We start from the raw sequence: 20,650 nt of genomic DNA, 5'->3' as shown, positions 1-20,650 counted from the left end.
AAAATAAGAGAGCTTCTGATATTAAAAATAGGCATAAAAAACGGCTTCCTATGGAAACCGTTTTTTAATGCAATTAGTTGTACTAGAGTGTAATGCTTTATGAGAAAGCTACCCTCACCGGGTATGAACACAGTATAGATGAATCTTATAACATGCGGATAACAAAAAAATAAACATTGCCTAAACTTTTTATTTCAACTGTGTTTTAATTGCTATTCTTATTTTTGTATACATTAAAATTATGCTCATATTCTTTCCTTCTACTATTCCGTAATTGCCGCGTAAGCATCCAAAATCTCACCAGTGGCCACCAGGCCATTTACATCATCCACATATCCATTCATGTCATTGTCAATTCCGTCTCCGGGAATCTCACCATTATTTATCCATACGGCATCCTGCAGTTCCGGATGTCCTGCATCAACTCCTGCATCAACTCCTGTATCAATCAATGCAACCGTGACCGGACCAGTGGCATTCAGTTTCATATTTCTGCCTTTGTCTGTAGAATAATCCTGTTCCGACCACAGAGGGAAACTGAAACACACAATCACTCTCTGAGTATGAACGGCGCCCGCCATTTAAACGCGCAACCGGTTCCACCAGCCCTATTTTTTCATAGTACCTTAATGTATCACAAGTGATGCCGATTCGGCTGCTGGCTTCTGATATAGTCATAATAACCACCTTTCTTACCTGTTCAATGATAGAAGTTTATCTGTACAATGCCTTACTTATCTACCTGTCCGCTAATCCGAATCAGTTCAATGCCTTCCTCTTTTCCCAGATTTCTGCTGTACTGCTTATCAATCGAATTATTCCAATGCTCATGAACACCTAGATTTCTCACCGGTTTTCCATTTCCATCATAATAAGTCGTCCCGGAGGGCGCATTGGCGATCAAGCCAGCTTCATGAAGATAGTTTTCTACGTTTGGATTATCCCGGAGCGCTGCGTTTCTTCCGGTTACAGTGGGTTCGTTAATCAGGAAATCAGCTCCAACTGAATCCAGGGCTACGGCATCCTGTGAAAACAGAACACTGGAAGTATAGCCATTCTCAAAGGGCGTCTGCTGCCAGCGGGAATTATCACCGGTGATAGGAACGCTTTCTCCCGGGGCGCAAATGATTCCATCCAGCATATATAACATGGTTTTACCGCCAAGCTGGTAATTTGCCATCAAATCAACCAGTACCGTGTAGGCCTCCATCCGATTCTGTGTCAGATAGCGGTGAACGCCTGCTGCCTCCGGCGCCCGCATGCGGCTGGAATTCATGATAGAACCAAAATGATTTTTTGCAGTCAAGGTAATACCATAAACATGGCCTTTCAAATTTGCGAGATTGATCAGGTAATCGGCTTCTGTTACACTAACGGGAAGATAATTGACCTCCCCAGCTACATTCCGGGACCAGACCACCGGAGTATTCAAATCCGGCTTGGCATCGTTTTCACCAAGCAGATCCCGGTAACGGAAATGAATCCCCTCCAGGGAACCTTCGCTGCAAAGTTCCCGCACATAATCCGGTATCACCCTCCCCGCGTCATAAACAGTGATATCACCGGGCGTTACACCTGCCTCTGTTACCAGCGATTTCAGCAGGCATTTCAATAGTACAGGGTTCGTATAGCTCTCCTGCGTCTCTCCCTTTGTATCATCACCATAGGCGCCCGCTCCGTTCATATTGGTCTTTATTGCAATCTTCTGCCCGCTCTCATAGCCGCCATCTGCCTGTCTGATAGAATTGTGGGCCCTGAACAGGATATCCCAGCCGGTACGGACATCCCGCGCTCCCGCCAGTTCTGCGATTCCCTGATTGACCATCTGTTGTATCACTTCCTCATTGAAGTGGCCTGGTTCCCACCAGTAACCGGAGCCATCCCAGTCAACTGACTGTGGATTATAAGTCCAGACCACGCGGCCTGGTTTCGCACCCACACCGGTACCATAGGGCTCATGCTGAGGAAATACGGAATCATACGGATGATTTCCGGACAAATTCTCTAGCACCATGGCGCTGGCTTCCATGAAATTACTCTCCTGTATTTCCTGTGTGAGCTCATGGGTTGTTGCAGCATCTCTCTCCTGTATTGGATCTGAATGACTGCCTGATGATTGATTCCTGCACCCTGCAAGTACAAGGAGTGGTATGGAAAACAGAATCATAACCGGTATTATTCCTTTCATCGTACACCTCCATATTTATAAAAACAGATTAATCGCCAGACCAAAGGCGGTTGACATCAGGATTGAAAAAACCATATACAAAATAAAATTCCTCATCCCCAACACAATTTTAACAGCTCCCAGATTCGTAAGCTTCGTCGCCGGTCCCGCTATCATGAATGCCATTGCGCTTCCTTTGCTCATTCCCTCTCCCAGCCAGGCCGAGATTAACGGGATTGTCCCGCCTCCGCAGGTATAGAGCGGAACACCCAGAGCCGCCGCCATCAAAGCCCCCAGACCGCGGTTGGAGCCAAACAGACCGGCAATCCACTGTGAGGGGATATACCTCTGATAGAGAGCGGTGAGCAAGACGCCCAGCAAAAAATAAGGAAATGTTACTTTCACATTGCGCCAGATATTTTTAATCAGACGCAAAACCATGTTGGAATCACGGTCCCTGTTCTCCGGCAGATTAAATTCGGTAAACTTATAAAAATTTTGTTTTTTAAAAAACAGATATACAAGTATACCGGCAATACAGCCTCCCATAAATGAGACAACCAGGCGAAGCACCGCTATTTCGGTACCGAGGGCAAAGGAGTAGAAAAATAATTGTGGATTTAAAAGAATGGAACTCATCATAAAAGCAGCAATCCAGTCCTCACGCATACCGCTTTTCGAAAAGGAAGCGACAATAGGTATTGTTCCATACATGCAGAGGGGAGAAAGAATCCCCAGGGCCGATGCCGGGAGAATGCCCCATAATCCTATTTTTTTATTCTGGAGGCCCGCCATACGGCTGTGTATCTGTTTTTTCAGAAAAACAGATACCACTGAGCCAATCAAGATACCCAGCGCCCAAAAAGCAAAGATCTGGCGGAATTGAAGATCAAAGTAATACCAGAGATAGATGAACTCGCGCCTGATGGATTCAGCCATACCATTTCCTCCATTTTCATAACCGTATTGTGTGGTTTATTTTTTCCCAGCCAACAAAGAAGCGGATTGTTTCATAATGCCCGGGATATCAATTTTCTGCGGACAGTGTTTCCGGCATGCCCCGCACCCCAGGCAGTGTTCCGGCCCGGCAGCACGGCCAAGGCTGGCAATCCTCCATGTTTCTCCACTGATTCTGCGCTCATTATAGCCTTTAATCAGAAGCGGAATATCAAGACCGGCCGGGCATACCGGGCAGCAGTAACGGCAGCCGGAACAGGGGACGCCCAGATCCTTTAAAAATACTCCTGCCGCCCTTTTAAGCACTTCCTGTTCTGATGGCGACAGGGGATCCGGTTTTTCAAATGTCCTCACATTATCCAGAAGCTGTTCTGCAGATGACATCCCGCTTAGAACCGTCTGCACATTTTGAAGCCCCATCAGGAACCGGAATGCCCAGGACGAAAGGGAACGCTCCGGGGCAGCAGCTTTTAAAATTTCTGCCGCCTCACGGTTCAGGCCGGACAGCCGTCCGCCTTTTAACGGTTCCATAACCCAGACCGGAATCCCATGGTTTGTCAATATATCATACTGCTTTGCTGCCTCTAACATGGTCCAATCCAGATAATTCATCTGAACCAGGGCCATATCAAAACCGTCATACCAGTCGAGAAAGCGAGTCAGCGTATCCGGCGCCCCATGGGAGGAAAATCCAAGATACCGGATCCGCCCGGCCTCCTTCTGCTTCAGGAGATAGCCCAGATAATTTCTCTCTTTGTCCATATAGGCCGAGATGAAGTTTTCATCCATGCCATGGAAAAGATAGAAGTCAATATAATCGGTTCGGAGGCGTTTCAGCTGTTCCTCAAAAACCTGTTCAATGTCTGGATTGGCTGCGGCATAGAACTTTGTGGCAAGATAATAGCTGTCCCGCGGATACCCGGACAGCGCTTCTCCAAGAAAGCGCTCTGAATCCCCGTTTTGATAGGTATAAGCAGTATCTATGTAATTAATACCGCATGTAAACGACAGATCAAGGATGCGCTGTGCCTCTTTGCGGTCAATACGGCCTGTATTTCCCGGTTCCATGGGCAGACGCAAAGCCCCCAATCCCAGCGCTGAAATATTTAAATCGTGAAATTTCCTGTAATACATCCCCTATTCCTTCCTTTCATAACCCCTGCAATAACGAAATGAACGGACAAATACAGTCCGTCACAGCGCCTCATTGCAATTTAGCAGTGCAGCAATCGCCGCACCGCCAGATTGTTTCCCAGAATATTCAATCGTTTAACAGCTTTTGGCCACAAAGGCTTCATAAGCTTTTACGCCCTCTTTCAGCCGTTCCAGCCCATCTGTGATCCGTGATTTTGGACAGGCGGTATTCATACGCAGAAACTGGTTTCCATTGCCCCCATATGTGACACCGGCCGACAGGTAGAGCCCTGTCTCACAACGCAGATAACGGCCAAGCTTTGCCGCATCTCCAATCACCCTGCTGCAATCCAGCCAGAGTAAGTAGGTGGCGTGGGAGGGAACAAGCGTCACATTCGGGATTTCTTTCTCCAGGAAATCCCTCACCAGCAGACGGTTTTCTGCCAGATAAGCCCGCAGGGCATCCAGCCACTCATCGCCCCGGGTAAATGCCGCAACCGCCGCATCAATCGCAAATGCGTTGGGCTCCGCCACTTCGTCGGTATTTAAGCCCCTGTCAATCTTATGTCTCAAATCAGCATTTGGGACAATCACCGCTGCCGTCTGCAGACCGGCCAGATTAAATGCCTTCGTGGGGGCAATACAGGTAATGCTGTTTTGGGCGTTTACCTCCGATACCGAGGCAAAGGGGATATATTCGTATCCCGGTTCCGTCAGATCACAGTGGATTTCATCCGATAGTACACGCACATGATTCTGCGCACAGAGTTCTCCGATCCGGCCAAGCTCTTCTCTGGTCCAGATACAGCCCGCCGGATTCTGGGGATTGCAGAGAATCATCAGTGTTGTCTGGGGTTCAGACAGCTTTCTCTCTAAATCCTCCCAGTCGATATGGTAATTCGTTCCGTCATAAGAGAGCCTGTTTTCCATCACATTGCGTCCATTGTTCCGGATTGAATTGAAAAAGATGTTATAGACCGGTGTCTGAACCAGTACATTCTCCCCAACTGACGTCAGCTTCCGGACCGCACTGGAAATCGCCGGGACTACACCGGTACAGAATACAAGCCAGTCTTTCTCCATCCGGAATCCATGGCGGCGGTCCCACCAGCCGGCCACTGCTTCCCGCCATGCATCCGGCACAACGGTATAACCAAAAATCCCATGGTCCACCCGTTTTTTTAATGCTTCCCGAATTTCGGGAGCCGTCTCAAAATCCATATCTGCCACCCACATGGGCAGTTCCTGTTCCGGAACATCCCACTTCATGGAATTAGTCCCGCGCCGGTCCGTCAGGGTATCAAAATTATATGGCATATTATACCGCCTCCTTTAATGCCGCCTCCTTTAATGCTTCTTCCTTTAATGCTGCCGTCTGGACAACGGTCTTTGTGACATCCACTTTGGAGGCGTCCATAATCAGTTCCCCGATATTCGCTGCCCGGATTCTGCCGCCGGATGGATTCAATACGCTGTCAATGGTATTTACCACCTCTGCGTCCACCGTGGAATATTCAAAAGCCAGGGTTGTATTTAACAGCCGGCAGTTCTTCATGACCAGATTGTCAATGTAGCAAAATCCCTGGTTGCTCTCAATGGTACAGTTAATGAGGGTAAGGTTCTTTGCATTCCAGCCCAGATACTCACCGGAGATAAAGGAGTCATAGACCGTCACATTCTCGCTGTTCCAGAAAGCGTCCTTGGAGAGCAGTCTCGCGTGATGGATTTCCATGTTCTTTACACCGTCAAAGGAGTAATTGCCTACCAGTTCAAAGCCATCAATATAAATATTGCTGCTGTTCATGGCAAAGTAATCGCCCTTTGCCGAAACCTGTTTCATTTTAATCTGGTCACAGTTCCAGAGGGTTTCACCTGCGTTCGGCATAGTGACCTGTTCTAAGTCAATTCCCGTTGTACGGCGGAAATTCTTTGGCGCTTCGACAATACAGTTTTTCATGGAAATATTTTCTGTATACCAGATGCCTGCGCGCCCCATCTCAAAGAGCACACAATCCTCTAATTTGATATTGCGGCTATACCACAGCGGATATTTCCATTTAAACATGCTGCGGTAAAGTTCAATGTTGCTGCTCTCTTTTAATGGGGACTCCCCGTCGGCAAACGTGGTATCGGTAATCTTTAAGTTATTTCCCTGGAATAAGGCTCTCTCTCCAGTTAAAAATTCCTGTGTAATCTCTCTCATGATTTTATATTTCCTTTCTTATATGGCGGCCGTGGATTCTCCTGTATGTAATCCCGGTCAATCATTCATGTTATTAGTTCAATCGTCTTAATTTTTTATTCTGCTGTTTCAAAGGTAACGGTGACACTGTCGGCTCCTGCCGCTTCTGATAATCCTGCCGGATCCTCCAGATATCCCAGCCGTGTATAGCTGAAGGAGGATTGGAAATCCTCATAAAACAGTACCAGGCAATCCGATCCATAGAGCATCAGGTCACCGGTGTGGATGCTTCCCGGATTTTCAGAATCTGTCGGCAGCACTTCCGGAAGATAGTAATACTTTTCATTGCCATGAAGCTCACTCATATCCAGTTCCAGGGGCATTCGGGCCATCAGTTCCCTTGTGGCTGCATTGTCGTACAGCTTTGCCGGAAAAACTCTGCCTCCAACGGATATATTGATTGTCAGCAATGTTTCTGTTGGCTCCATGCCAAGGCCAGTTTCCTGGATTTCAGGAATTGTCTCTGTTGTCTCCCCTCTGCTTTCCGCTTCCGTGGCTGCTATAACGGCGGATTCCCGGTTTGCAGTTGTTTCCGGCTCAATTACCGCAGCCCTCTTATTCCCACATGCCGTTAGAATCAGCGAAATCGCCAGACATGTACTTAATAGAACATTCTTCATATTTTCAACTCCCCGGTCATCCAATCAATTAAACGTTCTTTCCCATCTCGTAGGCCGTTGCCAAAACCTCCGGCAGTCCCTTGATGTCTCCCTTTTTATCAGCCCCGGTACCGCGCACAACTCCGGCCAGACGTGAAAGTTCAAAGCAGCTGATCCAGCCCTCAAGACCTTTTACCGCACCATCCATGGAGCTTTCCGCTTCATCGGCAGAGGCTGCCAGAAGGTATACATCACGGAAGGAATATTCTCCGGGGAAAAGTGGATTTGTACGGTCTAACAGTGTTTTCATCTGGCCGGACATTTCATAAAAATACACCGGCGTTGCGAATACGACTACATCTGCCTGCCGCATGCGTTCCACAATCACGGCCGCATCATCATGAAGAATGCATGTTTCTGTCTTTTGGCAGGCCAGGCAGCCTTTGCAGAACTCAATGGTCTTATCGTAAAGACAGACCTTCTCAGTTTCATGGCCGGCCTCTTTTGCTCCTCTCATAAACTCATCCGCCAGTGTCTCTGAATTTCCTCCCAAACGTGGGCTGGTAGAAATCACTAAAATTTTCTTGGCCATTTTCCTCTCTCCTTTACTCGCTCTTTTGTCTGCTTCATTTGATTTTACAAGCATTTTTTGTATTGTCTTTTGTGATACCCTTTCGTTGTTTTTATTATAGTTCATCAGCCATTTAATATCAAATGCCTATATTAAATAGTCGAATATGCTTATCAAGCATATAAAAAAGCATACTTCCATTTTCCTAAAGCATTCATGCCGAATTCCTGTTTGTCAGGGTTATCTCTCTCAATTTCCTGTACTTCATCTTTCCATAAGCCATCATAAACAATTAAAATAACATCTACCTAACAAAATAATAAACTTTTTCTAAACCATGACTTTTATCATTCAGATAGCCTGTTTTCGTATAAAAAATACAGACACTCTGCTATGAATGCCTGTATTTCATGAGATAGAAGCTTTTTTCGGTTCCGGTTTTATATATACATCATATGGAACGGTTACTTCGCACTTTTTATCTGCACAATCTTGTTGCCCCAGCCTCTCAAAACCGGGTTGTCCTTAACCGCCTTTTTAAAGTCATCGGTAGCTTCGATTTCCCCGATCTTTGTATACTCCCCAGTCACTTCTGCGTCCTCATAGAACAGAATAATTCTGTTGGGGTGGGAATAATATACCTCGCCTGCCTTTTCGGAGGTTACTGTTTTTGCATCATCAGACGGAATATCATACCGGCGTGAAATGTCATAATACTGCATCTTCTCCCAATTATCATAATCATTATAGTGATAAATAGGAAGGCGCCAATCCGCAGTACCCACATGCTTTTTGATCGCCGCAGCGGTATCATTATCTTCAAGCTTCATGGTAAATGCGGAGCCATTATCACCAAACCGTACTTCCAGCTGTGAGACGGCTGCATTCTCTCCGGCGGTTGCTGCGACAGCCACTCCTGAGATTGCAGTTGACAGACCAATCGCCGCTGCAAGTACCATAACATATTTTTTTAATCTGTTCATTTTCATTTTAGTCCTTCCTTTCACTCCTTTTTGAGTACATAAAATTTTACAGACAATCCTGTCCTTCTGGTCGTGACAGCCCAGCCGTTGTTTAACCTCTGTCGGCTTCGCTGCCGTGGCTTCTGCTCTCCAGGCTTCACGATCTTTAAGCTTTTCCCCACTTCACCTCCTACTATTTTTTTGTAATCACAGATTTCATTTCTGAATTATTTTCCCTTAGGGAAACCGCTTGGGCCGATTCATTACAACTCTTATGCGATTATAATCCATGGCTCCCAAAATATCAAATACTTATATTGAATATACTCGTATGCCAATAAAGCATGGTTAATCATATAAATTTTCTATTTTCATAGAACATGTAAATATACAATAAAGCATTTAGGGAGATATTTTTAGATTAACAAATAGATATAACATCTACCTAACGAAATAGTAAACTTTTTCTAAACACAAAAAAATATCAGCCCTCGCAAAACAGGTCCCAACGGTCCCCGATTTACAAAGTAAAGCTGATATTTTACTTATTATACTTATTCCATTTTTATATTATCGGTATTGGAGCTGTTTACAGACTCTCTCTCAGAATCTGGACCACATCATCATGGGTAAGCGGTTTATAATCTGTCTGGAACAGGATAGTGCTATCGGCAACGCTTTCCAGCATATCCTCCGTAACGCCCAATTCCTTAACATTCATGACAAGACCTAATTCATTCATATAGGCTTCCATGCGGTTCAGCCCTTCCCCGGCAACCTCTGCATCTGTCTTTCCCTCCGGATTTACGTCCCACACGTTGGTGGCAAAACGTTTGAATTTTGCAATGCCATAAGGGCAGATATGCCGGTAATATGCCATGGACACGGCAGACAGTGTCATGCCATGGGTAGCATTGGTATGGGCGCCGATCGCCTGCCCGATCATATGCACCATCCAGTCGCTGGTTTTTCCGCAGGCAACCAGTGTATTCAGCGCCCAGGTGGCAATCCACATGATATTGCTGCGGGCCTCATAGTTGGCCGGATCCTTTTTGGCAATCCTGGAGCTATGGATCAGGGATTTCAGCAGCCCTTCCATGATATAATCGGAAGTGTTATCATCTGTACCGGAGAAATACTGTTCTGTGATATGATTCATGATATCATAGAACCCTGCCACCATCTGATACTCCGGAAGTGTAAAGGTATAGGTTGGATTTAAAATTGAAAACTTAGGGAACACATTGTCCCCGAAAATATGGCCAATCTTCATCTTGGCTTCATGATTCGTAATCACGGATCCGCCGTTCATCTCTGATCCGGTACCCACCATAGTCAGCACGCAGCCTACAGGGATAATCGGGTTGCTGACATCTTCCATGCGCGCAAAGTATTTCTCCCAGGGATCTTCTTCACAATACGTGGAAACGGATACCGCCTTTGCATAATCACAGCAGGAGCCGCCGCCAACAGCCAGGATTAAATCAACCTGATTTTCCTTTGCTATTTTACATCCCTCATACAGCTTTTCTACGGTAGGGTTCGGCATGACTCCCGGCACCTCGCTGACCGTCTTTTTGTTATCCGCCAGTATCTGAATCATTTGGCTGTAAATGCCATTCTTCTTGATAGAGCCGCCGCCATACACCAGCAGAACTTTATCGCCGTATTTGGGAAGTTCTTCATTCAGGTATCTTAACGAGTCCTCACCGAAATATAATTTTGTCGGGTTTGAATAACTGAAATTTCCTAACATCTTAATCCTCCTTGATAAGAGCACCGATTCCTGTCTCAGGTGGAATACTCTCAGAACCGCTTAATCCGGTAGTATAGATTCAGGCGGCATGATTTGATTTATGGTTACTGTTTTTAAAGAAATTACTTTTCCTGTGTTTTTTTCATCTGGAAGACCAGATAATCCAGACAGTCAATCTGTTTTTCACTGTGATGAACTTTGTCCAACAGGGTTCTTCTTTGCTTTTCTAAGAGTTTGAACTGCCGCTGCTTCTCTCCGGCTTCTGCCAGTCCCATAAACTCTTCCACCACTTCTTCGCTGCATCCGGCATCTTTTAGGTTTTGTACAACTGTTTTGCTATCACGAATATAGTCCGCCATCTTTATCACCTCTCTTAGCATGATTATAATTCACGGAAACTATAATATCAAATACTTATATTACATACTTCATCATACCTAAAAAGCATATTGATTTCAGCGGTCTTTTTAACTGTCTTTTTCAAAACACAGCGATTTCCCCAATGTAAGATATTCCTTTATTTAGATCCCTTGATTCAACGGAAGTTTTTTCTTCATATCTTTTTCTCTGAGTAAAATGCTATTTAACAACCCATTGTCCTGATTTGCGGCTACCAATACGCTCAATAATCCCTTTTTCTCTCAGTTCTTTTATAACCCGTCTTATCTGCCTGTCAGAACGATTCAGTTTTTTGGAAAGCTGTGCCTGTGTGATGTGAGGATTTTCTCTCATTGCTGATAATACTGTTTCCTCCAACGAAACATCTAACAGGACATTTAATCGGTCATTTATTAGGACATTGTGATCTTTTAAAACATTCTGCTGTCCTAAAGGCGTAAATTTTACCATAATATCTTCTAAATGAAGTGTATATTCCGGCATTGGAACACCATGTTTTTTACACGTCTCGCAGATTTTTTCTATTCCTCGTCCCCATGTTTCCACATATCCTGCTCTGAAAAATCCATTGGCTATATTGGGATTGTAAGGCTGTGAACGATGTCTTTCCATCAAAGTTTCTACTGTCCAGCCTACCGGAAAGACACAATCATTACTGATGTATACCGCATCCTCATGTATCCGAATCTGTATTGGAATTAACGCCGCATAATTGGAATGGATAATCGCATTATATACCGCTTCCCTAACTGCCGCTTTAGGAAGAGGATATGTCTCAATTCTGGTAACGTTATCGTAGGATATTATGGCTTTCATATACTTCAGATAAATCAATTCTATGACCCTGTCCGCCTGTATAAACAAGGAGCCATGAATCTCATCCTGATAGCGCAGATCAGAACCTTCGCCAAAATATCCGATTTTGATATATGCGCCCGTAACCCATTTTTCCGGATTGCGATGAAATAAAAGAATCGCCGCACGTTTCAGCTTCCCATGCTCAAGAAAGCCGAGGCTGTCCAGAAGCTGTTCATTACTCATGTTCAAATCTTTTTCTGTCATACGACCGCTGCGCAGAGCTTCTCGCCGAAAAATGTCAAAACTCTCTTTATCTAAATCTTCAACTGTAACACCATCCACCGGAACTGCGTCCCATTTATATCCCGTTTTAGACAGTAAAAACTCCGTCAAGGCGGCTCCCCTAAGTAGCTGCTTTGTACTGCCGCTGCGATAATGATATTCTCCCTTATAATTTACCGGATAACTGCTCGGATTCACACATATTTCAATGTAATCTTTCCCAGCCTGTGTCAGCAGATTGACATCTACGATAATGCCAAGAATATCCCGCACTTTATTTGGGATATCTTCCAACAGTTTTTTGCTGTCTGGCACACCAATGACATTGCCGTTGTCATTGGTTCCGATATATATCTTACCGCCTTGAGCATTTGCAAAACCACAGATCCATTTCAAATACTCATCACGCCAGGATTCCTTCCATTCTGTGTTTTGGTTTTCTGCCATTCATTTTCCTCCCAATATAAATATCGCTTTCCTTACCTTTTTTATTATCCATATGTCCATAATTTATGTATATCATCACTCCCCCTACGAATCATTTATACCAATGCAGAACATCCGTTCCCCGTTTTGCTTCATCCGAATAAAAGTTCTATGAGTTTTCCACGCCACTACTTTATCATCCCATTTTTTCTTCGCACTCTTTATCGGCTTACCGTTTCTATTATAAGTCGGATCAGGCAAATCAAATGGTATTGATAAAATAAACTCTACCATTCTAGAATGACCTTTTAAAACTGTTGTAAAGGAACTGCTTGCTTCTTTCAATGTATTATCTATATCAAAAACATACTTTGCCTGCCATGCAATCTCATCGCCACTCTCCAAGACCCAGCAACATTCTATTCCACTATCTGGCGCACCAACTTAATAAATTTTTTATTTTGTTCTCTTTTTTCTTTTCGTGCCAATTGACATACTAATTCTTCAAACGCATTATTCTGAGAGCCATTATATACTCTGATATTTTTCCAATCCATTCTTTTCCTCCATGTGTAAAAGAAATATATAATTATTGTATCACATACCAGAATAATTTGACATAATGAACCCATTATATTGGCACCCATAAGTAGATTAACAATATCTATTTATCAATAAAAAAGACTGGTCCTTAGATTCACTCTCTAATACCAGTCATGCTAATTGTTTCATTTACTGTATACACATATTTTCCTATTAACTGTGTCTTCTGTACCAATATCTCATCTTTTCTCACTGTATGTACTCTATACACACCTAAATACTATACTCCATTTTAAGAAACCCTAAGAACACCACCTGGTACGGTGTGAGATAGCTGTCACACCACTGGCTGAAAAGAAAGCGACAAGCTTCTTATTTATCACCGAATACCTCCGTTCTCCAGGAAGACCGCCGGAACGTACCGGCGGCCTCCAGTCTGCCCTTAAAGGCACATCTTTAAAATTTCCACAAAATCTTTTAAAATGGCAGTCAGCCGATTATATAAGCCGCTTTTTTTAACACTTCCCCCGCCATAAGTCAGCAGAATCTTTTTTTCCAAAAGGCTGCAGCTTACCGGCCAGGTTTTCCTCTTGTCCTTTTCCAAAAAGGATATCAACCGGCACATTATATTCAAAATTTTTCATGAATCAATCTTCTCCTTACGCATCCGCTTAATTTTCATGTTATGATACTTCTCTTTATTTTCCGCTCTCTATGGTCATGCAGTTACCGATGATATCTCCGGTACGCAGGTATTCATAGGTTGGCATTTCAAAGAGCACGGGCTTTAATGCGCGGTAATCCAGTTTCCCCTTCTCATTGATAACTGTTTCATCCGCATAAACATGATCGATTGTGCAGATGAAGCTTTCAAATCCTGCTGTCTCGTATATATCCTCCACACTGCACTCCATCACCACAGGTGCCTCGTCAATAATCGGTACGCCTGCCTCGCTGATGTGGTAGGCAAAAACCCCCGACTTATCTTCCTTGCTTCCGCTGACACAGCCTACATGGTCCGCCTTTGGCAGCAGCGCTTCATCTACAATTGCAACAGAGAGCTTTTGATTCTCTTTGATGCCTTTGTTTGTGAAATGGGCGCTTGCCAGGCTGACCATAATATGGTCATGCCCCATTATTCCCAGATGCCCGACTAAAAGCCAGTTCGGCTTGCCCTCTACCATGGCTCCAACCACGACTAATGGGGTAGGATAAAGTGCCAGTGAATTTCCAATATCTTTCTTCATTTTTAAAAATCCTCCTGATTTTTTTCTATCAATCATGTTTTATCGTTATTGACCTTTTGATTTTTTCCACGCATCTACCATTTCCATGGTGATGGGACCGCATTTCTGGTCGTAGGTATCCAGCTTGTAGTTGATCACATCCAGACTTTCCCGGATTTCCGTCATCTTTGCCTCCAGGTTCTCCTTCGCCTCCAGCAGGATATCTTTCCTTGCCGGCTTCGTCTCTTCCCCTTTTAATGCAAGCTGCACATACTCCCGAATTGCCTCTAACGCCACTCCGCCTCTTTTAAACCGCATAACAAAGTCAATCCAGCTTATGCTCATATCATCATAATTGCGGATCCCCGACTCATTACGGGGAACTTCGGGAATCAGTCCAATCCGTTCATAATAGCGAAGATTGTCAATGGATATCCCTGTTATTTCCGATGCTTGTTTGATGGTCATAGTGTATTCCTCCTATGTAGTTAGAATCGATCCTGAATTCAGTCTAATCCCTTAACCCGACTCAAGGTCAATACCTTTTTTCAATTTTTTTCCTAAAATGTAATATTAAATTCTTGTTTTACCAACAAAATTCGCGGTTGACGATTTCAGTCTTACACGGAATGTGATAGGATTCCCTTGATAAGTGGGTTCCTACATTGAAGGTTTATTTATGCCTAAGAAAAAAGGCAGACAGCCCAATGACCATTTGCCCTTTTATCATTCCTGTATCAATCTGCCAGATCTTCACCGTTTGTGGCAATCACTTTCTTGTACCAGTAGAATGAATCCTTGCGGTAACGCTTCAGTGTCTTCAGATCAAACTCATCACGGTCAACATAGATGAGCCCGTACCGTTTCTTCATTCCCTCATGAGTGGAAATCAGATCAATGGCAGACCATGGGTTATAGCCCAGCATATCCACACCGTCTGTGATGGCCTGCTGAATCTGTGCAATATGCTCTCTGAGATACTGGATTCTGTACGGGTCATGTATCTTGCCGTCTTCCAGTTTGTCATAAGCTCCCAGGCCGTTTTCCGTTACCAGCAGCGGCAGACGGTATCGGGAATACAGCTCCCTCATGGTTGCCCGGAATCCGATTGGGTCAATCTCCCAGCCAAACTCCGTTTTCATTAAGTTGGGGTTGTGGTACCCTTTGTAAACTCCGGCTTCCCCTCCGGCGGACTGCTGATCCACAGTCGTTTCCGTCTCTTCCCCGCCATTGTCTGCCTCTGCGGTTGCCGTTGAATAATAATTGAAACCGATAAAATCAGGATGGGCATTTTTTAATACATCCTCGTCTCCCTCTGAAAATACCGGGCATGCGTCATGGGCCTCCAAGTACGACCAAACCAGATGGTTATAGACACCGTAAACCGCCATATCCAGATAGAGCCAGTTCCTGATTGCGTTAAAATTCTGTGCTGCCAGGACGTCCTCCGGCTTACAGGTGGCTGCGTAAACCAGGCTGATGTTGGGTGCCGGTCCGATTTTAGCCTCCGGCAGCATCTTGTGGCAGAGTTCCATGGCTTTGGCCTGGGCCACCAGCTGGTGATGGTTCTGCTGGTAGATCTCTTTCATCTGGTTGGTGCAGCCCTCCGGGATAAAAAGGCTTCCGATGGCAGGCCCCACAAGGGTAAGCATATTCTGCTCATTGATGGTAAGCCAGTATTTTACCCGGTCGCCGAAATTTTCAAATAGAATCCGCGCAAACTCCAAAAACCATTCCACAGACTCCCGGTTGGACCAGGACCCCCTTTCGTCCAGTGCCGCCGGCATATCAAAATGGAACATGGTAACGATGGGTTCTATGCCATATTTCCGGCATTCATCAATCAGATTGCTGTAGAACTCAATTCCCTGTGGATTAATCCTGCCAGTTCCCTCCGGCAGGATTCGGGACCAGGAAATGGAGAAGCGGTATGAATGAAAGCCCATCTCCGCCATCAGGGCAATGTCTTCCTGATAATGATGGTAATGGTCCGCGCAAACCGTAAGGTCGGATGTCCCTTCCGGCACCATCTTTACATCCTGGCAGGACGGTCCCTTGCCGTCTTCTAAGCTGGCCCCTTCCACCTGGTAAGCGGAAGTGCTCGCCCCCCAGAAAAAGCCGTTTGGAAATGGCTTTAAATTCTTGTGCAGCATAATGTTTCCTCCTCATAGATATTTAGTTTCAGACTGTAATTCTACACCCAGATATTATTTCCGCTCAAATGTCACTGAAACACTTCCTCTGCCCAAAGCCTCTGAAAGCCCCTCCGGGTTGGAAACAGCTCCAAGCCGCGTGTATCGGTAGGATGTTCTGAAATCCTCGTAAAACAGTACCAGGCAGTCCGATCCATAAAGCATAAGATCACCGGTATGGATATTCCCTACACTCCTTGTATCTGTAGGCAGGGACGATGAAAGATAATAGTATTTTTCATTCCCATTCATCTCGCCCATACTTACCGTCATAGGCATCTGGGCAATCAGTGCCTGTGTGGAAGCATTATTAAGTAATGATGCCTCAAACTGCCTGCCGCCTGCAGTAATGGTCACTGGTATCATAGTTTGCTCTCCTTCTGTTTGTGTTTCCGGGGTCTGCGGGGCGGCCTGTGTCCTTACAATCCCAGACTCGGTCCACGCACCGTCTTCATTTACCTGGTACCCGTCCGGAGTCACGGTATTGGAAAGCATCCAACCGTTCGGATCAAAGTAGTAGCACTCCGCGATCCCATCCCCATTGCCATCCAGCCAGAACCAGCCGGCTGCCGCATAGGTTCCGTCATTGTTCTCATATCTCCACTGTGCTCCATTTGAGCCTGCCTCTTCCCGCCATTGACCTGCATAAGCAGTCATGGATGCCAACAGACTCATCACCATAATGGAAAGTGCACATAAAAATTTTTTCACTCTGCTTCCTCCTTCTTTTACTTTCAATCAAGTTCCTCGCCATTACTGGCAATCACCCGTTTATACCATTCAAATGATTTCTTCCTTTTCCGTTCCAGCGTTCCGGTTCCATCATCCTGTTTGTCAACATAGATCATTCCATACCGCTTTCCCATCTCTCCGGTGGAGGCACTCACCAGATCAATACAGCCCCATGGCGTATATCCCATTAAGTCAACACCGTCTTTTACCGCTTCCTTCATCTCTTCAATATGCTGACGGAGGTAGTCAATCCGGTAGGTATCGTTAATAGAGCCATCCTCTTCCACCGCGTCCCGGGCGCCCAGGCCGTTTTCCACCACCATCATGGGAATCTGGTAACGGGAATAAATCTCATTCAGTGTGTAGCGCAGCCCCTGGGGATCAATCTGCCAGTCCCAGGCGCTGGCCTTTAAATAGGGATTCTTTAGTCCGGTTGTCAGGTTCCCGTGTCCGATTTCCGCCCCCGGCTCATCGGAGGAGCAGTTGCTCATGTAATAGCTGAAGGTGTAAAAGTCCACACATCCTTCCTTTAAAAGCTCTGTGTCCCCCTCCTCCATGCGGATTTCTATTCCGTTTTCCTCAAAATACCTTCCTGCATAGTAGGGGTATTCCCCTCTTACCTGGACATCGGAACAGAACCAGTTCATCATCTGCATTTCCTGCTGTGCCTTTAAAATATCACCCGGTTTGCAGGTCAGGGGGTACTTGGTAATAAAACAGATCATATTTCCCATCTGAAACTGCGGGTATTTATCATGGGCCAGCTTCACGGCCTTAGCGCTTGCCACAAACTGGTGGTGCAGCGCCTGGAACCTCACCCTGGGATTATCCGGAAAATCCAGAATGGTGCCGGTATAGCCCTTTACGGTTCCCAAAGACATGACATTTCCCATAGGCATGGCCCCCGCGTTGATCTCATTAAACGTCAGCCAGTATGTTACCTTTCCCTGGTACCGTTCAAAGATGGTCCGGCAGTAATTCATAAAATATCCGATGCATTCTCTGCCCTCCCAGCCATTGCACTTCTCTACCAGGGCATAAGGCATCTCGTAATGGGAGATGGTGACTAACGGCTCAATTCCATGCTTCCTGCACGCATCCAGTACCCTGTCATAAAAGGCCAGCCCGGCTTCATTTGGCGTATTTTCCATACCGGTAGGGAAAATCCTGGTCCAGGCAATGGAGAAGCGGAAGGTCTTATATCCCATCTCTGCCATCAGTGCAATATCTTCTTCATAGTGATGGTAAAAGTCTGAAGCTTCCCTGCTGGGGTAAAACGCTCCCTCCTCCCACTGTCTGGTAATTCGCTTTGGGTGTTCCGGGGAACCATTGGTACACATATCAGAGGTGGACGGCCCTTTTCCGTCAGCATCCCAGGCTCCTTCAAACTGATTGGCGGCAGTGGCCCCGCCCCATAAAAAATCATTTCTGAATGTTTTCATCGTAATTCCATTCCTCCATTATTTCTGGGTAACAGTTCAGGACGGCGGGAAAAACAGTGCAAAAGCAGGTGTTAAGCTTGCTTATAAGACTGTTTTTGCACTATTTTTCACATCGGATGGACATCCGATGCTTCTTGACCGGCTTTTTCGGTCAAGAAGATGAGCCGACCTGAACAGTTACATTTCTGGTTTTATCTGCATCTCATATGTATATCTTTACTGGATGATTAAGAATGGCTCTCCCGGCTTGACCGTTTTCGCCTCGGTCTGTTTCAAATCAGACCGCCCGGCCGGGTTGGTAACCAGAACCGGAGTGACTGCTGACAGTCCGGCATCTGCAATCGCCTGTAAATCAAACTCCAGAAGCAGATCCCCTTTTTTTACAGAATCCCCCTGATTGACCTTTTTCTCAAATCCTTTTCCATTTAAACTGACGGTATCCATTCCTACGTGGATTAAAAGTTCTACCTCATCCGCGGTCTGGATTCCAATGGCATGGCCGGTTGGGAAGAACGCGGCTATGACACCGTCGACCGGCGCATACAGTTTCCCTTCCTCCGGGATAATTGCGGCTCCCTGTCCCAAGACTCCGGAAGAAAATGCTTCATCTTTTACTTCACTTAAAGGAATTACCGTTCCTGTCAACGGTGCGCTTATGATTATTTCGTTCTGTTCTGTAACGGCTGCTTCCTCCTTAGCAGTTGCCGCTTCCGTCTTATTTCCATCTGCTTCAGCAAAGGGGTCAGCAAAGGGTATTTCTTTTTTCTTTGGTTCTTCATCCTTATAGGTCAGATACACCAGGACAATACCTGCCGCAAGCGCAATGACCGACACCACACCCGCCCATATCATTCCGGAAAAATCCCTGGCAGCGGCATTTACAAATGCGGTATATCCGAATACCCCCATACCCGGGACCACAAAATACTTTGCACCAACCGCCGTCAGAAAACCGCCGGTGACAGCTCCCACGAAGCATGTGATGGCAAATGGTTTTTTCTTGGGAAGGGTAATACCATAGATGGCCGGCTCCGTAACGCCTGCCACACCTGATACGATGGCAGGAACACACAATGCCTTTAAACGCTTATTTTTCGTTTTAAAATAGATGGCGATGACTGCTCCTAACTGTGCAAACGATGCGCCAAACATCCCTACCATAACCGTATCAAATCCAATGGTCTGTATATTGTTAATCATCATAGGCGTAATCGCCCAGTGGAGGCCAAACATAACCAGAACCTGCCACAGACCGCCTATTACCGTTCCCATTAAAACAGGACTGAACTGATAAATTGCAGTGAAGCCTGCGCCGAGTAAATCGGAAGCAGTGGATGCTACCGGCCCAATCACCCAGAAGGTTGCACATACGGTAACCAGGCATGTAATCAGAGGAAGCGCAAACATTTTTACGGTATCGGGAATCCATTTCTTATACCGCTTCTCAAACCAGCCTGCAAACGCGATGGCGCAGATTACAGGAATGACGCTGCTGGAATAGTCCCCGGCCGCCGGCATGATAACCGGAATACCAAAGATGGAAGAGAGATCCAGGGTACTGGAACTGAGCAAGTTCGGATAAACCATGGTGGCGCCGATCACCAGACCTTCAAATTCCGAGATACCAAACCGCTTTGCAGCCGTATACCCCAGTATGATGGGGAAATAAAAGAACAGGGAATCCGACAGGGCAAAGAGGAACGTATAGGTGCTGCCTGTACTTTCCAGGACACCGATTGCAACAAAGAGGGCCAGGACTCCTTTTAAGATACCGCAGGCGCTTAAAACTCCCAGCACCGGGCTGAATACGCCTGTGACGATACTGATAAATGCGTCCAGGGGCTTCTGTTTCTTTTTATCCGCCGGCTCTGTCTCCTCGTCCCCGCTGTCTGATTTTGTTTCCAGATGGCCGCGGGCGACCACCGCATCATAGACATCCGGCACATGATTGCCGATTACCACCATGTACTGCCCGCCGCTTTGGATTACCGTAACAATCCCTTCCGTTTCCTTTAAAATGTCCGTGTTGGTCTTTGCTTCATCTTTTAAGTTGAAGCGCAGCCTGGTTGCACAGTGGGCCAGGCTGATGATATTCTCCTTCCCTCCTACATTTTGGATAATAATCCTTGCCAATCCATCATATTTGCTTGCCATGTTTCCATCCCTCTCTCCACATTTATATTATTTCTATGTTTTCATATCGAAATCTTCTTATTCCGCCC

Annotated in this window: 22 protein-coding genes; all 22 read right to left on the bottom strand. The window is 45.7% G+C overall.

Annotation, left to right across the window (positions count from 1 at the left end; genetic code table 11):
* Nucleotides 1-263: 263 nt before the first annotated feature.
* Nucleotides 264-488, bottom strand: coding sequence for a hypothetical protein (locus EJL91_RS18470; RefSeq protein WP_341467032.1), 225 nt, complete (start codon nucleotides 486-488; stop codon nucleotides 264-266).
* On the bottom strand, nucleotides 445-678 hold the full coding sequence (locus EJL91_RS18465) for a MerR family DNA-binding transcriptional regulator (RefSeq protein ID WP_125143434.1): 234 nt from the start codon (nucleotides 676-678) through the stop codon (nucleotides 445-447). The genes EJL91_RS18470 and EJL91_RS18465 overlap by 44 nt, the downstream gene beginning before the upstream one ends.
* A 52-nt stretch (nucleotides 679-730) precedes the next feature.
* The gene (locus EJL91_RS18460) at nucleotides 731-2,188 is read right to left on the bottom strand and encodes a DUF362 domain-containing protein (RefSeq protein ID WP_206429521.1); all 1,458 of its coding nucleotides are present in this window, start codon (nucleotides 2,186-2,188) and stop codon (nucleotides 731-733) included.
* 15 nt (nucleotides 2,189-2,203) lie between these two features.
* A complete protein-coding gene (locus EJL91_RS18455) occupies nucleotides 2,204-3,106 on the bottom strand; it encodes a permease (protein ID WP_125143433.1) in 903 nt (300 codons plus the stop codon).
* Between the two features lie 36 nt (nucleotides 3,107-3,142).
* Nucleotides 3,143-4,258, bottom strand: a complete 1,116-nt coding sequence (locus EJL91_RS18450; protein WP_125143432.1) for an aldo/keto reductase — start codon at nucleotides 4,256-4,258, stop codon at nucleotides 3,143-3,145.
* Nucleotides 4,259-4,393: 135 nt separating this feature from the next.
* Nucleotides 4,394-5,575 carry a MalY/PatB family protein gene (locus tag EJL91_RS18445; protein ID WP_125143431.1) on the bottom strand — a complete coding sequence of 394 codons (1,182 nt, stop codon included), beginning with the start codon at nucleotides 5,573-5,575 and terminating at the stop codon, nucleotides 4,394-4,396.
* A gap of 1 nt (nucleotide 5,576) precedes the next feature.
* Nucleotides 5,577-6,461 (bottom strand): DUF3737 family protein, encoded by an 885-nt coding sequence (locus tag EJL91_RS18440; RefSeq protein ID WP_125143430.1) that lies wholly within the window; start codon nucleotides 6,459-6,461, stop codon nucleotides 5,577-5,579.
* Between the two features lie 95 nt (nucleotides 6,462-6,556).
* A complete protein-coding gene (locus EJL91_RS25030; protein WP_243125471.1) occupies nucleotides 6,557-7,120 on the bottom strand; it encodes a cyclophilin-like fold protein in 564 nt (187 codons plus the stop codon).
* A 28-nt stretch (nucleotides 7,121-7,148) separates the two neighbouring features.
* Nucleotides 7,149-7,691, bottom strand: a complete 543-nt coding sequence (locus tag EJL91_RS18430) for a flavodoxin family protein (protein ID WP_125143429.1) — start codon at nucleotides 7,689-7,691, stop codon at nucleotides 7,149-7,151.
* A gap of 443 nt (nucleotides 7,692-8,134) precedes the next feature.
* On the bottom strand, nucleotides 8,135-8,659 hold the full coding sequence (locus EJL91_RS18425) for a cyclophilin-like fold protein (protein WP_125143428.1): 525 nt from the start codon (nucleotides 8,657-8,659) through the stop codon (nucleotides 8,135-8,137).
* Between the two features lie 562 nt (nucleotides 8,660-9,221).
* Nucleotides 9,222-10,388: an iron-containing alcohol dehydrogenase gene (locus EJL91_RS18420; protein WP_125143427.1), complete on the bottom strand. Its 1,167-nt coding sequence runs from the start codon at nucleotides 10,386-10,388 to the stop codon at nucleotides 9,222-9,224.
* A 122-nt stretch (nucleotides 10,389-10,510) separates the two neighbouring features.
* On the bottom strand, nucleotides 10,511-10,747 hold the full coding sequence (locus EJL91_RS18415) for a hypothetical protein (RefSeq protein ID WP_125143426.1): 237 nt from the start codon (nucleotides 10,745-10,747) through the stop codon (nucleotides 10,511-10,513).
* Nucleotides 10,748-10,967: 220 nt separating this feature from the next.
* Complete coding sequence (locus tag EJL91_RS18410; RefSeq protein ID WP_125143425.1) at nucleotides 10,968-12,314, bottom strand: ATP-binding protein; 1,347 nt, start codon at nucleotides 12,312-12,314, stop codon at nucleotides 10,968-10,970.
* 84 nt (nucleotides 12,315-12,398) lie between these two features.
* Nucleotides 12,399-12,698 (bottom strand): hypothetical protein, encoded by a 300-nt coding sequence (locus EJL91_RS18405; protein ID WP_125143424.1) that lies wholly within the window; start codon nucleotides 12,696-12,698, stop codon nucleotides 12,399-12,401.
* A gap of 14 nt (nucleotides 12,699-12,712) precedes the next feature.
* Nucleotides 12,713-12,850, bottom strand: a complete 138-nt coding sequence (locus EJL91_RS24655) for a hypothetical protein (RefSeq protein WP_164516883.1) — start codon at nucleotides 12,848-12,850, stop codon at nucleotides 12,713-12,715.
* A gap of 501 nt (nucleotides 12,851-13,351) precedes the next feature.
* Entirely contained in the window at nucleotides 13,352-13,480 is a 129-nt protein-coding gene (locus EJL91_RS25165) for an iron-containing alcohol dehydrogenase (protein ID WP_164516882.1), read from the bottom strand.
* 54 nt (nucleotides 13,481-13,534) lie between these two features.
* Nucleotides 13,535-14,083, bottom strand: coding sequence for a flavin reductase family protein (locus tag EJL91_RS18400; RefSeq protein WP_125143423.1), 549 nt, complete (start codon nucleotides 14,081-14,083; stop codon nucleotides 13,535-13,537).
* Between the two features lie 45 nt (nucleotides 14,084-14,128).
* Nucleotides 14,129-14,530 (bottom strand): MerR family transcriptional regulator, encoded by a 402-nt coding sequence (locus EJL91_RS18395; protein WP_125143422.1) that lies wholly within the window; start codon nucleotides 14,528-14,530, stop codon nucleotides 14,129-14,131.
* A 269-nt stretch (nucleotides 14,531-14,799) separates the two neighbouring features.
* Nucleotides 14,800-16,215 carry a glycoside hydrolase family 1 protein gene (locus EJL91_RS18390; protein WP_125143421.1) on the bottom strand — a complete coding sequence of 472 codons (1,416 nt, stop codon included), beginning with the start codon at nucleotides 16,213-16,215 and terminating at the stop codon, nucleotides 14,800-14,802.
* 54 nt (nucleotides 16,216-16,269) lie between these two features.
* Nucleotides 16,270-16,965: a cyclophilin-like fold protein gene (locus EJL91_RS25025; protein WP_243125469.1), complete on the bottom strand. Its 696-nt coding sequence runs from the start codon at nucleotides 16,963-16,965 to the stop codon at nucleotides 16,270-16,272.
* 23 nt (nucleotides 16,966-16,988) lie between these two features.
* Entirely contained in the window at nucleotides 16,989-18,428 is a 1,440-nt protein-coding gene (locus EJL91_RS18380) for a glycoside hydrolase family 1 protein (RefSeq protein ID WP_125143420.1), read from the bottom strand.
* Nucleotides 18,429-18,644: 216 nt separating this feature from the next.
* Nucleotides 18,645-20,582 (bottom strand): beta-glucoside-specific PTS transporter subunit IIABC, encoded by a 1,938-nt coding sequence (locus EJL91_RS18375; RefSeq protein ID WP_125143419.1) that lies wholly within the window; start codon nucleotides 20,580-20,582, stop codon nucleotides 18,645-18,647.
* Nucleotides 20,583-20,650: the final 68 nt, after the last annotated feature.

The organism is Clostridium transplantifaecale, from assembly GCF_900626075.1.
GTDB lineage: Bacteria > Bacillota > Clostridia > Lachnospirales > Lachnospiraceae > Otoolea > Otoolea transplantifaecalis.
This window is presented reverse-complemented; position numbering and strand designations above follow the sequence as displayed.

What these genes read in the sequence shown, in the direction of transcription:
- EJL91_RS18380 (WP_125143420.1), bottom strand. Translation starts at nt 18,428, where the DNA reads ATGAAAACATTCAGAAATGATTTTTTATGGGGCGGGGCCACTGCCGCC.
- EJL91_RS18395 (WP_125143422.1), bottom strand. Translation starts at nt 14,530, where the DNA reads ATGACCATCAAACAAGCATCGGAAATAACAGGGATATCCATTGACAAT.
- EJL91_RS18460 (WP_206429521.1), bottom strand. Translation starts at nt 2,188, where the DNA reads ATGAAAGGAATAATACCGGTTATGATTCTGTTTTCCATACCACTCCTT.
- EJL91_RS18440 (WP_125143430.1), bottom strand. Translation starts at nt 6,461, where the DNA reads ATGAGAGAGATTACACAGGAATTTTTAACTGGAGAGAGAGCCTTATTC.
- EJL91_RS25030 (WP_243125471.1), bottom strand. Translation starts at nt 7,120, where the DNA reads ATGAAGAATGTTCTATTAAGTACATGTCTGGCGATTTCGCTGATTCTA.
- EJL91_RS18430 (WP_125143429.1), bottom strand. Translation starts at nt 7,691, where the DNA reads ATGGCCAAGAAAATTTTAGTGATTTCTACCAGCCCACGTTTGGGAGGA.
- EJL91_RS18470 (WP_341467032.1), bottom strand. Translation starts at nt 488, where the DNA reads ATGAAACTGAATGCCACTGGTCCGGTCACGGTTGCATTGATTGATACA.
- EJL91_RS18455 (WP_125143433.1), bottom strand. Translation starts at nt 3,106, where the DNA reads ATGGCTGAATCCATCAGGCGCGAGTTCATCTATCTCTGGTATTACTTT.
- EJL91_RS18425 (WP_125143428.1), bottom strand. Translation starts at nt 8,659, where the DNA reads ATGAAAATGAACAGATTAAAAAAATATGTTATGGTACTTGCAGCGGCG.
- EJL91_RS18445 (WP_125143431.1), bottom strand. Translation starts at nt 5,575, where the DNA reads ATGCCATATAATTTTGATACCCTGACGGACCGGCGCGGGACTAATTCC.
- EJL91_RS18420 (WP_125143427.1), bottom strand. Translation starts at nt 10,388, where the DNA reads ATGTTAGGAAATTTCAGTTATTCAAACCCGACAAAATTATATTTCGGT.
- EJL91_RS18400 (WP_125143423.1), bottom strand. Translation starts at nt 14,083, where the DNA reads ATGAAGAAAGATATTGGAAATTCACTGGCACTTTATCCTACCCCATTA.
- EJL91_RS24655 (WP_164516883.1), bottom strand. Translation starts at nt 12,850, where the DNA reads ATGGATTGGAAAAATATCAGAGTATATAATGGCTCTCAGAATAATGCG.
- EJL91_RS18410 (WP_125143425.1), bottom strand. Translation starts at nt 12,314, where the DNA reads ATGGCAGAAAACCAAAACACAGAATGGAAGGAATCCTGGCGTGATGAG.
- EJL91_RS25165 (WP_164516882.1), bottom strand. Translation starts at nt 13,480, where the DNA reads ATGAAAAATTTTGAATATAATGTGCCGGTTGATATCCTTTTTGGAAAA.
- EJL91_RS18390 (WP_125143421.1), bottom strand. Translation starts at nt 16,215, where the DNA reads ATGCTGCACAAGAATTTAAAGCCATTTCCAAACGGCTTTTTCTGGGGG.
- EJL91_RS18415 (WP_125143426.1), bottom strand. Translation starts at nt 10,747, where the DNA reads ATGGCGGACTATATTCGTGATAGCAAAACAGTTGTACAAAACCTAAAA.
- EJL91_RS18450 (WP_125143432.1), bottom strand. Translation starts at nt 4,258, where the DNA reads ATGTATTACAGGAAATTTCACGATTTAAATATTTCAGCGCTGGGATTG.
- EJL91_RS18375 (WP_125143419.1), bottom strand. Translation starts at nt 20,582, where the DNA reads ATGGCAAGCAAATATGATGGATTGGCAAGGATTATTATCCAAAATGTA.
- EJL91_RS18465 (WP_125143434.1), bottom strand. Translation starts at nt 678, where the DNA reads ATGACTATATCAGAAGCCAGCAGCCGAATCGGCATCACTTGTGATACA.